The sequence below is a fragment of the Nocardioides sp. GCM10027114 genome (assembly GCF_042659625.1).
In the GTDB taxonomy this organism is placed as follows: Bacteria; Actinomycetota; Actinomycetes; order Propionibacteriales; family Nocardioidaceae; genus Nocardioides.
The window spans coordinates 930-15,655 of the sequence record NZ_JBHSSS010000026.1 but is presented as its reverse complement, the minus strand read 5'-3'; the positions used below and the strand labels follow the sequence as shown (position 1 = coordinate 15,655).

The window sequence follows — 14,726 nt, the reverse complement described above, 5'->3', positions numbered from 1 at the left end:
CGAGTAGAAATTACAACGTTGTAGTTACTCGATTCCCCTGTCGTGACCAGTGTGACTGGTGTGAAACTTGCTACCCGTGTGAATCCTTCCCCGCACACCGAGGTAGCCCGACATGCGTCCGAGCAAGGCCCGTTTCGTCACCGCCTGCCAGCAAGTGCTGGCGCTGGGCGTGGTGCTGGCCGTCCTGACCCCGGCGGCCACCGTCATCAGCCTCGACGTGGTGCGCCAGGCGCCCCTGCCGGGCGCCCACCAGGCGGTGACGAATCCCTCGGCCACCCTCTCGGCGTACGGCCGTGAGGCGAGCCGGTCGTCGCTGGTCCCGACTGCCCCGGTCGACGCCGAGGTCACCGAGATCGAGCTGACCGCCCCGGCAGCGGGCGCTGCCGCCGGCCGCCGGGTCGCGCCGCAGCCGACGGCCCGGGCCAAGATGAGCCCGCTGGAGCGCGGCACGAAGCTGATGACGGTGCCGGTCCCCGTCGAGGGGTACGCCGGCGTCGGCCTGACCTGGGACCCCGAGGTCGAGGTGGACGACCACGACCTCACCTTCGCGGTGCGCACCCGGCAGGACGGCGCCTGGTCCTCCTGGACCGAGGTCGAGTACCACGACGAGCACGGCCCCGACCCGGACAGCGTCGAGGCGCGCAACGCCCGTCCCGGCACCGACCTGGTGCTCGTCGGCGAGGTCGACGAGCTGCAGGTGCGCGGCGTCGCCGAGCAGGGGCCGATGCCGGCCGGCCTGCGGATGGCCGTCACCGAGCCGGGCGAGGCCCCCGCGACGACCCGGGAGAAGCCCGAGCTCGCGGCCGAGGCCACGGTGACCCGCAGCGCCCCCGGTGCGGGTGACACGGGCACCGACCCCGGGACCGACACCAGCGACGCGGCGCTGGACCTGCAGGCGGCGTCGTACACGCCGAAGCCGGTGATCTACTCGCGGGCGCAGTGGGGCGCCAACGAGAACCTGCGCAACAAGAGCGCGCTGAGCTACTACGAGGTGCACGCCGGCTTCGTGCACCACACCGTCAACGCCAACGACTACAGCCGCGCCGAGGTCCCTGGGATCCTGCGCAGCATCTACGCGTACCACACGCAGTCCCGCGGCTGGAGCGACGTCGGCTACAACTTCCTCGTCGACAAGTTCGGCCGGATCTGGGAGGGCCGCTACGGCGGCATCGACCGTCCCGTGGTCGGCGCCCACACCCTCGGCTACAACGAGTACTCGTTCGCGATGTCCGCGATCGGCAACTTCGACGTCCGCCGCCCGCCCGCCGCGATGCTGCAGGCCTACGGCAGCCTGATGGCCTGGAAGCTGTCGCTGCACGGGGTCTCGGCCACCGACAGCAGCCAGCAGGTGGGCACCCGGACCTTCCCGGCCATCAACGGCCACCGCGACGCCGGCACCACCGCCTGCCCGGGCCGCTACCTGTACGCCGAGCTCGGCACGATCCGCCAGCTCGCGTCCGCGGCGCAGAAGGGCTGGGACGGCCGCGAGCTCGAGTCGGACCTCGCCGGCTCGGCGCACCCCGACCTGATCGTCCGGGACAAGGCCTCCAAGGAGGCCTACATCGTCCCCACCCGCGGCCTGCTCGCCTTCCGCAAGCCGACCAAGCTCGACGGCTACCTGGCCGGCAGCGACCTGGTCGTCGCCTCGCCGGACCTCACCGGCGACGGTACCGCCGACTTGCTGGTGCGCGGCACCGACGGCACCGCCACGGTGCGTCCCGGCACCGGCAGCGGCTTCGGCGACGCCGTGCAGTCGACCCGGATGTTCGAGGGCCGCGACCTGGTCACCGCGGTCGGCGACCTCGACGGCGACGGCCGCCACGACCTGGTGGCCCGCAACACCGACTCCAACGCCCTCAACGTCTTCCTGGGCCGCGGCGACGGCTCCTTCTCCCGCAACGGGGCCGGCGGCGACTGGAGCGGCTACGACCTGCTCGTCGGCGCGGGCGACGTCGACGGCGACGGCCTCGCCGACCTGATGGCCCGCGACCGGCAGGGGCTGCTCTGGCGGTTCCCGGGCGACGGCAACGGCGGCTTCGGTGCGGCCGTGGCGGTCCCCGGCGCCTGGTCCGACTACGACCAGATCACCGGGTACGGCGACTTCGACGGTGTCCGCGGCGGTGACCTGGTCGTCCGCGTCGCCGGCGGCAAGGGCTACGTGCTGCCGGGCCGCGGCGATGGCACCTTCGGCAAGCGGCTCGGCCCGATCGGTCGGCTCAAGCGCGGCACGCAGCTCAGCGGCGCCGGCAACCTCGTCGACCAGGGCGCGCCGGACGTCGTCATGCGGCGCGGCTCCGACCTGCTGCTGGTGCCCCACCGCGGCACCTACGACACCGGGGAGCCGATCGCGACCGGCATGCGGCTGGGTGGCGTCAACGCCCTGCTCAGCGCCGGCGACTGGGACCGCGACGGCCTCGGCGACGTCATCGTCCGCAAGGTGAAGAACGGCAACCTCGTGCTCCGGCGGGGCAACGGCGAGGGTGGCTTCGAGTCCGGCACCCGGCTCGCCCGCGGCTTCGGCAACGTCTCGCTGCTCGCTGCGGTGGGCGACATGACCGGCGACGGCTGGCCCGACCTGATGGGGCAGCCCGCCGGCGGCTCGATGCGGATCTACCCGGGTCGCGGCGCCGACGGCATCGGCGAGAGCTACGCGGCGTACAGCCGGATCGACGCCACCAGCCAGATCGGCATCGGCCGCTGGGACGAGGACGGCGCCCCCGACAGCCTGCTGCGCAAGGGCTCCGGCGTGACGCTCTACGTCGGCAACGGCCCCGGCGGCCTGCGGAGCCCGAAGAACCTCGGCGTCGACCTGTCGTCGTACGACTGGGTGATCGGCACCAGCAGCCTGACCATGCGCGGCCGGTCGTCGCTCGTCGTGCGGCACCGCACCACCGGCGACCTCTACGTGCTGCAGCGCAACGCCAGCGGCTTCAAGCCGCGTCGACTGATCGGGGAGGGGATGTCGGCCTACGACCTGGCCGGCTGAGGCCGGCCGGGCTTCAACGCCCTGGACTCACGACCAAGGGAAGCGAGCCGTCGCGCGCTCGTCGGCGTACACCGCCTCGAGGCGCTCCGGGTCGGCGTGGGAGACCAGGACCAGCGAGCCCGCTCGGACGAGCGGCTCGGTGAAGGAGGAGAGACCGGAAGGGGAAGCCGGGTTCGCCTCGCAGAGGACGCGGTCGCCGTCACGGAGTGGGCTCCGGGCGGCGGCCGCGTCCCACATCTCCGCCTGCGTGAGGTCGTCGGTGGCCGCGTCGTCGCCGGTCGGCGGGTCGATCGCGATGAACGCGTCGGGCTGCGACCAGACCTCGACGCCGAGGTCGACCACGCCCGGCGGCAGCGGCTCGGTGAACCGGGTCGCGAGCGGGTGCAGCGCGCTCGCCAGCACGGTGAGGTCGCCCGCCCGGTCCTGCCAGCGCGGCAGCGCGTCGGGCCCGCAGACGACGGCGTCGGGGTCGTCGGACTCGGTGACCCGCAGCCCGAGGGTCCAGGCCGCGCCCAGGAAGACCGGGCCGAGCCAGTGCGGGGGCAGGTCGATGAGCAGTGACTGGCCGCGCTCGAGGTCGAGCTCGTCGGCCAGGAGCGAGGCCGACTTCGCCACCCAGTTGGCGTACGTCGTCACCGAGAGCTCGGTGCGCTCGCCGGTCGCCCCGGGTGCACAGTCGTAGAAGGTCACCAGGGGGCGGCCGGGCTCGCTGCGCAGCAGCCGGTCGAGGACGTGGCTGAAGGTCGTCACGGAGGGCCAGCCTAGGCTGCGGGCTGTGACTGCTCGTGTACCCGTCCCCGACGCGTCCGGTCCGGTCGACGGCTTCTGGGCGGTCGTGCCCGCCGGGGGAGCGGGGACGCGGCTGTGGCCGCTGTCCCGCAAGGCCTCCCCGAAGTTCCTGCACGACCTCACCGGCTCGGGCCGGTCGCTGCTGCAGGAGACGGTGGACCGGCTCCGGCCGCTGGTCGAGGACCGCGTCGTCGTGGTGACCGGGGCCGTGCACGCCGAGGCCGTGTCGGCGCAGCTGCCCGACCTGCCCGCCGAGGCCGTCGTGGCCGAGCCGTCGGGTCGCGACTCGATGGCGGCGATCGGCCTGGCGGCGGCGATGGTGGAGCGCCGGGACCCCGACGCGGTGATCGGCTCGTTCGCGGCCGACCACGCGGTGCGCGACCGCGCGGCGTTCGGCGAGGCGGTCCGGCTGGCCGTCGCGGTCGCTCGGGCGGGCCGGGTGGTCACCCTCGGCATCGACCCGACGCACCCGGCGACGGCGTACGGCTACATCCACCTCGGCGAGCCGCTGGCCGGGCACGACGGCGCCCACGAAGTCGTCGAGTTCGTGGAGAAGCCGGCCCGCGCCACCGCCGACGAGTACCTCGCGACCGGGCGCTACCGCTGGAACGCCGGCATGTTCGTGGTGCGGCCGACCGTGCTGCTCGACCTGCTCGAGGCCGAGCACCCGGGCTTCGCCCGCGACCTGCGCGCGATCGCCGCGGAGCCGGAGCGGCTGGCCGAGCTGTGGTCGACGCTGCCCGCGGTCGCCATCGACCACGCGGTCGCCGAGCCCGCGGCGCGCGCCGGTCGCGTCGCCGTGGTGCCGGTGGACCTCGGCTGGGACGACATCGGCGACTTCGACTCGCTGGCGACCGTGCTGGCGGACGGTGTCGAGGCCGCTGGGCTGCAGGTGCTCGGCGACGGTGCGGTCGTGCTCGGCGAGGGCTCGACCGGCCTGGTCGTGCCCGCCGCGGGCAAGCCCGTCGCGGTCCTCGGCCTCGACGACGTCGTCGTGGTCGACACCCCCGACGCCCTGCTCGTGACGACTCGCGCTCGGGCGCAGGAGGTCAAGGACGTCGTCGCACGGCTGCGCGACGCCGGCCGCGACGACCTGCTCTAGCCGGGATCAGCTCGACATCACGCCTTGCGCAGGTCCTCGAGACGCGCTGCCAGATCATCCGGCACCGGAGCCTTGCTGCCCGTGGCGTAGTCGAAGGTGACGATCAGCGACTCGCCGTCTGCTGCTGGGGCGCCGTGCTGGTGGCTCACCGCCCGGTACCTCATGACGAACCGGTCAGCCCCCACGTCCCCGATCTGGGCGCCCACGGTCACGGTGTCGGGGTGGGTCAGGGGGATCCGGAACCGGCAGCTTGCCGAGTGCAGGATCGGCCCGACGCCGCCCGACTGCCCGATCGAGCCGAGGCCCAGCTCCTCGAAGCACCTGATGCGAGCGGTCTCGAAGTAGCGGAAGTAGACGGCGTTGTTCACGTGGCCCATGGCATCCATGTCGCCCCACGCAACGGGGATCTCCACCGTCACAGGGAAGTCGACGAGAAGCTCGCCGATCCGGTTCTCGTCAGTCACCGGCACAGGCTAGCGATGGGGAATGCCCGCGCAGTCTCGCCCCGGAGGACGCTGCCTCAGGTCAGCTCCGAGATCTCGAACAGGTGGCCGTCCGGATCACGGAAGAACGCACGCGTCTCGCCGTCGCGAACGTCTGGTGGGGCCAGGAAGTCCGCGCCACGGCTCGACAGCAGCTCGTAGAGCCCCAGGCAGTCATCGACGCGGAAGACGAGCTGGGCACTCGGGCGGTCGGGGTCGGCGGGCGCAGCCAGCGTCACGTCCGGCTTGCCCGCATCGGGACCTCCACCGGTCACCAGGAGGATCCAGCTGTCGAGCAGCCGGAGGACGACCGACGTGCCGCCGTACTCGCCGAACACCTGGGCGTCGAGCACGCGGACGTACCAGTCACGACTGCGCACCACGTCCGTGACGACCAGCATGTGCGTGAGTGCCGACGCCTCGAACCGCTCCACGCTGGAACGGTAGCGACGCTCGGGCGACACGACCACCATGCCCGGTTCCCGGCTAGAGCCGTCGACCGGAGGAGTAGCGCCCGTGGAGAGGAGGGAGCTGCCAGGGCGGGGGCCGTCGAGGGGCGCGCCCGACATCCCCTGGACGAGCCGCAGGATCTCGGCCAGGGCAGGGTCCCGCCAGCGGGCGTCCTCGTCGAGGTCGAGCGGTTCGGGCATGGGGCCGCCGCGACGGTGGCGGTGGGCTGCGGGGCGGGCGTGGCCCTCGAGCTGCTCGACCGCGCCCAGGACGAGGTGGGCGTCGGCGAGCGGAGCTCCGGGCCAGATCAGCTCGACGAGCTCGGGCGCGGCGCGGAGCTCGGCCAGCCGGGGAGCGAGTTCGGCCACCACGGTGGGCGGCAGGTCGAGGGCGCGCGGCCAGAGACCGTCCTCGCCGTACCACCAGAGCACGCGCGCCAGCGACAGCGGCGACGTGATGACGTGCTTGACGGAGATCGGAGAGAGGTCCGGGCCCACCTCGCCATGGTCGCAGCAAAGAGAGGGGCGTCGCCCCCACGCGGGGAGCGGCGCCCTTCTGCTGTGCTCGTCGGCGCTGCCGAGCAGCGACGTCACATGGCGTTCGGCTCGGGCGAGTCCGTGTAGGGGTACTCGGTCATGAAGTCCTCGAGGGCCTCGCCGCTGACCTCGGAGCAGTACTGCCACACGCCCTTCTGGTCCTCGGGCTGCTGGCCCGACCAGTGGGTCAGCGCGACGTGCTGGTCGTCGGGGAACGGGTCGCCGTCCTCGGACGTCCACGGCACGGCCTTGAACTTCGAGCGCATGTTGTTGTTGTCGCTGAACTTGTCGACGATTCCGCGGAGCTGCTGCATCTGCTCCTCGTCCTCGGCGATGGTCTCGTCGAACCACAGGATCGTGTAGCCGTGCTCGAGGTTGTGGACCAGCGCCTCGAGCTCGGGGCGGTCCTCGGCGGTGTAGAGGCGGCGCTCGAGCGGGGCGGGTGCGACGCCGAACTCGTTCCAGTGGGGTCCGAAGACCGGCGGCGACTCCTCGTAGGGGACCGGGGTGCCGGTGGGCACGTGCTCCGCGTTGCCGGTGGCCTTCTTGGTGGTGATGTCGGCGCACACGTCCGCGGCGGCGCCGATCTCGTTGAGCCCGAGGGACTCGAACTGGCGCAGCTCCCACCAGTTCTTGACCGGCTGCCACGCGGCGGCGCCGATGATCAGCAGGGCGATGACCACGGAGACACCGACGATCGCGAAGCCGCGGCGCTTCTCGGCGCCCTTCTGCTTGTTGCGGATCTGGTCGATGACCGCCTGTCGGTCGGTCTTGGCGGGCTTGGCCACGGGTGCTCTACCTCGTTCTGGCTCGGCTCGGGAGCGCGGGTCGCTGTCGTCGGCAGAGTCTACGTAGCGAACGGCCGGAAGCGGACCTCGGTGGCCGAATCGTCACCGTCGACCGCCCAGCCGTGGGCGAATGCCAGCGTCCGGAGCACCTCGCCGGGCGCTTCATTCCCCGCGAGGACCACAGCATGGTCGGCCCCGTCGGCCCCGCCCGGTACTACGCGCGCCCGGCCGCCACACACTTCGGCCAGCACGGCCGCGAGCTCCTCCGCCGGCACCGGGGTGCCGAACGGAGCCCGGTCAGCCGGATCGCCGACGAGCGCGCGGACCACGGCCTCGCGGGCGCCGTACCCGAACATGTCGCCGGCCTCCGGACGGACCAGCGCCGCCGCGCCCTCGCCGTGCTCGCCGGGCGGCAGTACCAGGTCGGCGCGGCCGGTGACCACGGCGAACGGCCGGCCGGCGAGCTTGCCCTGCGCGAGCTCCGCCATCGAGGCGATCTCGTCGGCGACGGCCGGCGCGGTGACGGCCAGCGGATTGCCGTGGGCGTCGTGGCGACCGGCGTACCGCTCGAGGACGACGAGGCCGGCGACGCCGATCGCGAGGTCGGTCTGCCCCTCGCGCCAGGCGCGGCCCGCGGTGTCGGTGACGACCACGCCGACGTTGGCGCCGGTCCGCTCCAGGACCGCCTCGCGCAGCGCGCGGGCCGACCGGTCCGGGTCGGTCGGGAGCAGCACCAGCCGCCCCGCCTCGACGTTGGAGGCGTCGATGCCGGCGGCCGCCAGCGTCAGGCCGTGCCGGGTCCGCACGATCGTCGTCGGCCCCCGGCGGGCCACCACCCGGACGGTCTCGCCGGCCAGCGCGTCCTCGCGGGCGCCGTCGGCGAGCCGACCCTCGGCCTTGCTCACCACCTTGCTCGTCACGACCACCACGTCGCCGTGGCGCGGTGTGGCCACGGCCAGCAGCAGCTTCGCGAGGTCGTCGCCGGGCCGGACCTCGGGGACGCCGTCGGGCGCGGTGACCGAGACCGTCGCCCCGCCGGAGGTCACGCGCGCACCAGGTCGATCGCCGCCGCGGCCATCGCCGCCGTCGCGTCGTGGTCGCGCATCATCAGCGGCACCGCGCGGCAGGGCAGGCCCGCCTCCTCGACCTTCGCGGCCTGCTCGGCGTCGGCCTCGTCGACGAGCCAGCCGTCGAGCACGCCGCCGTTCGCGCGTCCGCCGTAGTGGAGGCCGACGCCGGCGGCGCTGACCTCGATACCCTGGGCGGTCAGCATCTGCTCGGCCATGCCCCGCACGTGGCGGCCGGCGATGATCGGCGACAACCCGACGACCCGGGCGCGGGTGGCGGTGAGCGCCTCGCGGACGCGGGGGACGCCGAGGATCGTGCCGACCGACACCACGGGGTTGGAAGGCGGCAGCACCACGAGGTCGGCGTCGGTGATGGCGTCGATGACGCCCGGGGCGGGGGAGGAGTCCTCGAGCCCGACCACGACCACCGCCTCGGCGGCCACCTCGGCGCGCAGCCGGACCCAGTACTCCTGGAAGTGGACGACCCGCCGGCCGCTGGGGGACTCGGGGTCGGCGACGGCGATGTGGGTCTCGACCCGGTCGTCGGTCATCGGCAGCAGCCGCACGCTGTCGCCGTACGTCGGCGTGAGCCAGCGCCGGCAGAGCGCCTCGGTCACCTGCGAGAGCGGGTAGCCGGCGTCGAGCATCTGGGTGCGCACGAGGTGCGTGGCGATGTCACGGTCGCCGAGGCCGAACCACGTCGGCTCCACGCCGTACGCCGCCAGCTCCTCCTTGGCGCTCCAGGTCTCGTCGCGCCGTCCCCAGCCACGACCGGGGTCGATCCCGTCGCCGAGGGTGTACATGACGGTGTCGAGATCGGGGCACACCTTGAGGCCGTGGATCCACAGGTCGTCCGCGGTGTTCGCGACGACGGTGACCTCGGCGTCGGGTGCGACACCGGGGAGGGTGCCGGAGCGGATGCCGTGGAGGAGGCCCTGCAGGAACTTGGCCCCGCCCATGCCCCCACTGAGAACGGTGATCGAGCGCATGACAAATAGCCTGCCGGACAATCGAAATAGCCCACTCGGGTGGTTGTGGCCCATAGCAGATTGCGGCTTGACTTCCAGTGTACGACAGGCATGTAATTCCCACAGTGTTCTTCACGGGGGAGCGGGGCTCAGCGGCAGGGGGAACCGCCTTCCGGGATCCACTGGGGATGGGTGCAACACCGGGTCGAAAGGGCGAAGGCCGTGAGAGAACTATTTCTTCTCGACGGGAACGCCGAGGAAGCGGGCTGGCAGGAGCGCGCACTGTGCGCTCAGACCGACCCCGAGGCGTTCTTCCCGGAAAAGGGAGGATCAACCAGGGAGGCCAAGAAGGTCTGCCTGACCTGCGAGGTGCGGGACGACTGTCTCGAGTACGCCTTGATGAACGACGAGCGCTTCGGCATCTGGGGCGGGCTCTCCGAGCGGGAGCGTCGCAAGCTGAAGAAGCGCGCAGTCTGAGCAGACCGGGCCGGGTCCGCCTCGAATCCACGGAGCGGACCCGCCGGCCCGGCCACCTGACCGGCCACCTGACCGGCCACCTGACCGGCCACCTGCTGGAGACGGGCGCCAACTCACGCCGCGAACCCCGCTGCGGTTAGGGTCGTCGACCGTGAATTCCTCCGTCGCGGTCCTCCTGGTCAGCCACGACGGTGCCCGCTGGCTCCCGGCCGTCATCGACGGGATCCGCGCTCAGACCAGCCCCGCCGGCCGCGTCGTCGCGGTCGACACCGGCAGCAAGGACGACAGCGCCTCGCTCCTCGCCGAGGCCTTCGGTGACGTCCTCGCGCTGCCCGGCGGCACGTCCTTCCCCGCCGCCGTCGAGGCCGGCCTCGAGCAGGTCGGCGACGCCGAGTGGATCTGGATCCTCCACGACGACGCCAACCCCGACCCGCGCGCCCTCGAGGCGCTGCTGGCCGCCGCCGTCGACGACCCGCAGGCCGACATCCTCGGCCCCAAGCTGCGCGAGTGGCCCTCGCTGCGCCGGCTGCTCGAGCTCGGCGTCACCATCTCCGGCACCGGCCGGCGCGAGACCGGGCTCGAGCGCGGCGAGTACGACCAGGGCCAGCACGACGAGGTCCGCCGGGTCCTCGCCGTCAACACCGCCGGCATGCTCGTGCGGCGCACCGTGCTCGCCGAGCTCGGCGGCTTCGACCGGCAGCTGCCGATCTTCGGCAACGACATCGACTTCGGCTGGCGCGCCGCAACCGCCGGCCACCGCACCCTGGTCGTGCCGCAGGCCGTCGTCTTCCACGCCGAGGCCGCCCACCGCGGGCTGCGCCGCACCCCGCTCACCGGCCGCCACACCCACTACCAGGAGCGGCGGGCCGCGCTCTACACGCTGCTCGCCAACTCCGCGGCCTGGTCGCTGCCCTTCCAGGTGGTCCGGCTCGGCCTCGGCACGCTGCTCCGGATGATCGGCTTCGTGCTCGTCCGACAGGTCGGGCAGGCGCTGGACGAGCTCGCCGCCCTCGTGTCCATCTACTCCAGCCCGCGGGAGATCCTCGCCGCCCGGCGCGAGCGCCGCGGCGCCCGCACCGCCGACCCCGACGACGTACGACGACTGCTCGCGCCGCGCTGGCTGCCCTACCGACACGGGCTCGACTTCGTCAGCGACCTCGCCGCCGCGGTGACCAACCAGGCCGCCGACGTGGCCGAGCGCCGCCGCGCCGCCGAGCTCGCCCACGCCGCCGCGTCGGGGGTGCCCCGTCGACCCGTCGACGAGGAGGAGACCTACACGCAGGACAGCGGGTTCCTCGTCCGGTTCCTCACCAACCCGGTCGCGGTCACGGTGACTCTGTTCGTGGTGCTGGCGCTCGTCGGCGCCCGCGAGGCGTTCGGCACCGTCGCCGGCGGCGCGCTGGCGCCCGCGCCGGAGAGCGCCCTGGACTGGTGGCGGCTCCACCTCGCCACCTGGCACCCGATCGGGCAGGGCACCGACGCGCCGGCGCCCGCGTACGTCCTGCCGATGGCGCTGCTCGCCACCGCGCTGGGCGGGAGCCCGGGTCTCGCGGTGTCGGCGCTGCTGGTGCTGGCGGTGCCGCTCTCGCTGTGGGGCGCGTGGCGGTTCCTGCGGGTCGTCGGTCGGCTGGTCGACCCCGCCGGGCTCCCGACGTGGTTGCTCGGCTGGGGCGCCGCGACCTACGCGCTGATCCCGGTCGTCAGCGGCGCCTGGGGCGAGGGGCGGCTCGGCGTCGTCGCCGCCACCGTGCTGCTGCCGTGGCTCGCCCACGCCGGACTCGGCTTCGCCGACCCGGAGGCCGACCGGCGGTGGCGCGCAGCCTGGCGGGCCGGCCTGCTGCTGGCCCTCGGTGCGGCGTTCGCCCCCGTGCTCTTCTGGTTCGCGCTCGTGCTCGCCCTCGCGGTGGTGGGCGCCGGCTTCACGATCAGCCCGCGCTCGATGCGCGACCGCTCCGTCTGGGGCCCGCCGGCCGTCGCGCTCGGCGTGGTGCCCGTCCTCGGGCTGCCCTACTGGCTGCCCGCGCTGCTGACCGGCGCCGGCCCCGGCCTGCTGCTCGACGCCGGCCGGCTGCCGATGGAGCAGCTCGGCTTCCGTGAGCTCGTGGTCGGCCGGCTCGGCGACAGCGGCGCCCCGTGGTGGCTCGGGCTGCTGCTGGTCGTGCTGGCCGCGGCCGCCCTCGTGCCGGCCCGCACCCGGATCCCCGTGCTGGTGTGCTGGATCGTGGCGTTCGTGTCCGCGCTGCTCGCGGCCGGTCTGTCGCTCTTCTCCTTCGAGCTCGCTTCGATCGGCACCGGGCCGGGGCTCGGCCTGCCGCTGCTCGCGCTGCAGGCGTCGTTCCTCGTCGCCGCCGTGCTCGGCGCCCAGGGCTTCCTGGCGCGCCCCCACACCGGCAGCGACCGGCCAGTCTGGTGGCGGCCCGCCGCGGTGCTCGTGGCCGGGGCCGCCGTGGTCGTGCCGGCGGCTGGGCTGATCTGGTTCGTGTCCGGGGTCGAGACCGACCTGTCCGACGAGGAACCGTCGGCGATCCCGGCGTACATGCTGCAGACCGCAACCACCGCCCCCGAGCAGGGCATCCTCGTGGTCCGCGGCGACGTCGGGTCGGGCCTGACCTACGGCGTCGTGCGCGAGGACGGGCTCACGCTCGGCGAGGACGAGGTGCTCGCCCTCTCCGGCGAGGACGAGACGATGACCGCCGACGTCGACGCGCTTGTCGGTGGCCCCTCGCAGGAGGCCGTCGCAGCGCTGTCCGAACAGGGGATCGAGTACGTCGTGCTGCCACCGCCTGCCGACGGCAACGTCGCCTCGGTGCTCGACGCGACCGACGGCCTCCTGCAGGCCAGCGCCGAGGACCGGTCCACCCGCGCCTGGCAGGTCGAGGCCGACCCCGCCGCCGACGCCGTGGACGGCTCGCGGTCGTGGTGGCGGACCGCGCTGCTCGTCCTGCAGGGCCTCGCGATCCTGGCGGTGCTGGTCCTGGCTGCCCCGACGATGCACGGAGGGAGGCGGTCGTGAGCGAGTCCCGACGGAGCGCGGGTGCCGAGGGCACGCCCGGACGCCGGTCGGCGGCCGGCCGGCGAGGCCTGCACCCGACCGCGATCATCGCGGCGGCGCTGGTGCTGCTGACCCTGGGCGCGCTGCTGCTGGTGCGGCCCGACGAGGCCGCCGACCGCAGCCAGGCCGCCGCCGAGGTGCCGCTGCGCAGCGCCGCGCTCACCTGCCCGTCAGCGCTCCCCGGCGCCGGGACGGCGTACCTCTCCACCGGTGTCGACCCCGGCGACTCCGAGGTGTCGGTCTTCGTGGACCAGGAGCGCGACCGGCTCGACGTGGCGCACCACGAGATCACGGCGGTCAGCGACGCCGCTGGTCCGGTGGTCCTCACCGCGCAGGGCGACGTCGCGCCCGGCCTGCTCGGCGCCCGCTTCGGCGACGGCCAGATGGCCGCCGGCGAGTGCGGCGTACCGCAGCCGCAGACCTGGTTCACCGGCGTGGGCGCCGGCGCCACGCACGCCTCCGTGCTGGAGCTGGTCAACCCCGACGGCGGCAGCGCGGTCGCCGACATCACCCTGTACGACGCCCGCGGTCCCATCGACGTGCCGGAGCTGCGCGGTGTGACCGTCCCCGGCCGCGAAGGGCAGCAGCTCGACCTCGCCGAGATCGTGCCGCAGCGGGGTGAGCTCACCGCGCACGTCGTGGTCGCCCGCGGCCGGCTCGGCGTCTCCGTCCTCGACCGGATCCCCGCCATCGGCGCGCAGCCGCTGACCGAGGACTTCCTCGGCGGGCAGGCGGAGCCGATGACCGAGGCGCTGCTGCTCGGCCTGCCGACCGGCAACGGGCGACACGACCTCGTCGTCACCAACCCCGGCGAGAACGAGGCGCGCGTCGAGGTCCGTGTCGTCACCGCCGACTCGTCGTTCCTGCCCGAGGGGCTCGAGGAGCTGCGCGTGCCCCCGGGCGCGACGAAGTCGGTGTCGCTCTCGACGGTGCTGTCGCAGGCGATCAGCGACGGTGCGCTGGGGCTCTCCGTGACGGCCGGCGAGCCAGTGACCGCCACCACCCGATCCGTGGTCGGCGGCGACATTTCGCACGCCGTCCCGGTCATCCCCTCCGACAAGGCGATGACCGTGCTGGTGCCCCAGGGGCAGGCCGCGGTCGTGCTCGGCGACGCCTCGGCCGTCGGGGTCGCCACGGTCGACGCCTGGGACGCGGACGGCGAGCCGCTCGAGCAGCAGAAGGTCGAGCTCCAGCCCGGCCAGGGCGGTGTCGTCGAGCTGCCCGAGGGCGCCGCGATCGTCCAGGTCACGCCCAGCCGCACCTCGCTCCACGCTGTCGCCCGCGTCACCGGCCCCGGCGGCACCACCGTGCTGCCCTTCCGCAGCCGGGTCACCAGCGCCCTCGACCCCGCCGTCCGCCCCGGCATCCCCTGATCGAGCCCTCGAGGCCCGCGCCGGTGGTTGAGGTGCGAGCGGAGCGAGCCTCGAAACCCCCGCAGCCTGTGCAGGGCGCCGAGGTACGCCGGTCGAGCCCGTCGAGACGTGGGGGGCGCTGCCCTGCCTCCCTCCCGGGGCTTCGAGGCTCGGCGCCGGGGCGCCTCGCACCTCAGCCACCGACTGGAGCGGGTCCCCAGAATTCTTTACCTTCTCCTTCCCACAGATGGGCTCAACCGCGGGCTCTTTGGGCCGGTTGTGTCGGTGGTCGCTGCTTGAGTGGACCCATGACAGCGACCACGGTCACCACCGCACCGGGCGACAGCCCGGTCGAGGTGCTGGCCTTCGCCCGCGAGCAGCGGGCGTCGGCGAACCGGTCGGAGGCGAACCTCCTGGTCGCGGCCGTGGAGTGGGCGGTCCAGCATCCCGCGGAGTCGCTGGTCGAGGCGGCGGGGTTCGAGCTGGACGGGTCCGAGACGGCGGTCCCGATCGCCGGCGAGGGCACCCCGCTGATCACGGAGTTCTGTGTCGCCGAGTGGGCCGCGTCCCTGGGGATGTCGACCGACGCGGGGAAGGCGTACCTGGGTGAGGCGGTCGAGCTGCGGTACCGGTTGCCGCGGCTCTACCGCCGCGTCGTCGCCGGCGACCTGCCCGCT

11 protein-coding genes and 1 pseudogene are annotated in these 14,726 nt (G+C 73.7%); 6 read left to right on the top strand and 6 right to left on the bottom strand.

The genetic code is table 11. The features are described from left to right. Positions 1 to 112: 112 nt before the first annotated feature. Positions 113 to 2,986, top strand: coding sequence for an FG-GAP-like repeat-containing protein (locus ACFP2E_RS14400; protein WP_378523141.1), 2,874 nt, complete (start codon positions 113 to 115; stop codon positions 2,984 to 2,986). 27 nt (positions 2,987 to 3,013) lie between these two features. Here the strand turns inward: ACFP2E_RS14400 and ACFP2E_RS14395 are convergent, their stop codons facing one another. Next, positions 3,014 to 3,736 carry a TIGR03089 family protein gene (locus tag ACFP2E_RS14395; RefSeq protein ID WP_378523142.1) on the bottom strand — a complete coding sequence of 241 codons (723 nt, stop codon included), beginning with the start codon at positions 3,734 to 3,736 and terminating at the stop codon, positions 3,014 to 3,016. 25 nt (positions 3,737 to 3,761) lie between these two features. On the opposite strand from ACFP2E_RS14395, the gene ACFP2E_RS14390 reads away from it, so the two are divergent. Beyond that, positions 3,762 to 4,877: a mannose-1-phosphate guanylyltransferase gene (locus ACFP2E_RS14390; protein WP_378523143.1), complete on the top strand. Its 1,116-nt coding sequence runs from the start codon at positions 3,762 to 3,764 to the stop codon at positions 4,875 to 4,877. A gap of 17 nt (positions 4,878 to 4,894) precedes the next feature. Here the strand turns inward: ACFP2E_RS14390 and ACFP2E_RS14385 are convergent, their stop codons facing one another. The 5 genes from ACFP2E_RS14385 to cofD form a co-directional block, all read right to left on the bottom strand. Beyond that, complete coding sequence (locus ACFP2E_RS14385) at positions 4,895 to 5,341, bottom strand: acyl-CoA thioesterase (RefSeq protein ID WP_378523144.1); 447 nt, start codon at positions 5,339 to 5,341, stop codon at positions 4,895 to 4,897. A 56-nt stretch (positions 5,342 to 5,397) separates the two neighbouring features. After that, complete coding sequence (locus ACFP2E_RS14380; protein ID WP_378523145.1) at positions 5,398 to 6,306, bottom strand: VOC family protein; 909 nt, start codon at positions 6,304 to 6,306, stop codon at positions 5,398 to 5,400. Between the two features lie 92 nt (positions 6,307 to 6,398). Then, positions 6,399 to 7,133 (bottom strand): DUF3105 domain-containing protein, encoded by a 735-nt coding sequence (locus ACFP2E_RS14375; RefSeq protein WP_378523146.1) that lies wholly within the window; start codon positions 7,131 to 7,133, stop codon positions 6,399 to 6,401. Positions 7,134 to 7,192: 59 nt separating this feature from the next. Continuing rightward, positions 7,193 to 8,179: a coenzyme F420-0:L-glutamate ligase gene (gene cofE / locus ACFP2E_RS14370; protein WP_378523147.1), complete on the bottom strand. Its 987-nt coding sequence runs from the start codon at positions 8,177 to 8,179 to the stop codon at positions 7,193 to 7,195. Then, positions 8,176 to 9,189, bottom strand: coding sequence for a 2-phospho-L-lactate transferase (gene cofD, locus ACFP2E_RS14365; protein WP_378523148.1), 1,014 nt, complete (start codon positions 9,187 to 9,189; stop codon positions 8,176 to 8,178). Before cofD ends, cofE begins: the two co-directional genes overlap by 4 nt. 201 nt (positions 9,190 to 9,390) lie before the next feature. Between cofD and ACFP2E_RS14360 the strand changes: the two genes are divergently transcribed. The 4 genes and pseudogenes from ACFP2E_RS14360 to ACFP2E_RS14345 all read left to right on the top strand — a co-directional run. Then, positions 9,391 to 9,645, top strand: coding sequence for a WhiB family transcriptional regulator (locus ACFP2E_RS14360; RefSeq protein WP_378523154.1), 255 nt, complete (start codon positions 9,391 to 9,393; stop codon positions 9,643 to 9,645). 151 nt (positions 9,646 to 9,796) lie between these two features. Then, positions 9,797 to 12,658: a glycosyltransferase family 2 protein gene (locus tag ACFP2E_RS14355; protein WP_378523149.1), complete on the top strand. Its 2,862-nt coding sequence runs from the start codon at positions 9,797 to 9,799 to the stop codon at positions 12,656 to 12,658. Continuing rightward, entirely contained in the window at positions 12,655 to 14,070 is a 1,416-nt protein-coding gene (locus ACFP2E_RS14350; RefSeq protein WP_378523150.1) for a DUF5719 family protein, read from the top strand. Before ACFP2E_RS14355 ends, ACFP2E_RS14350 begins: the two co-directional genes overlap by 4 nt. A gap of 287 nt (positions 14,071 to 14,357) precedes the next feature. Further along, positions 14,358 to 14,726 (top strand): annotated as a pseudogene (locus tag ACFP2E_RS14345) (HNH endonuclease); the annotation flags it as partial.

Excerpts from the sequence above, each read along its gene's own strand:
- ACFP2E_RS14400 (WP_378523141.1), top strand. The coding sequence starts at position 113 with ATGCGTCCGAGCAAGGCCCGTTTCGTCACCGCCTGCCAGCAAGTGCTG.
- cofD (WP_378523148.1), bottom strand. The coding sequence starts at position 9,189 with ATGCGCTCGATCACCGTTCTCAGTGGGGGCATGGGCGGGGCCAAGTTC.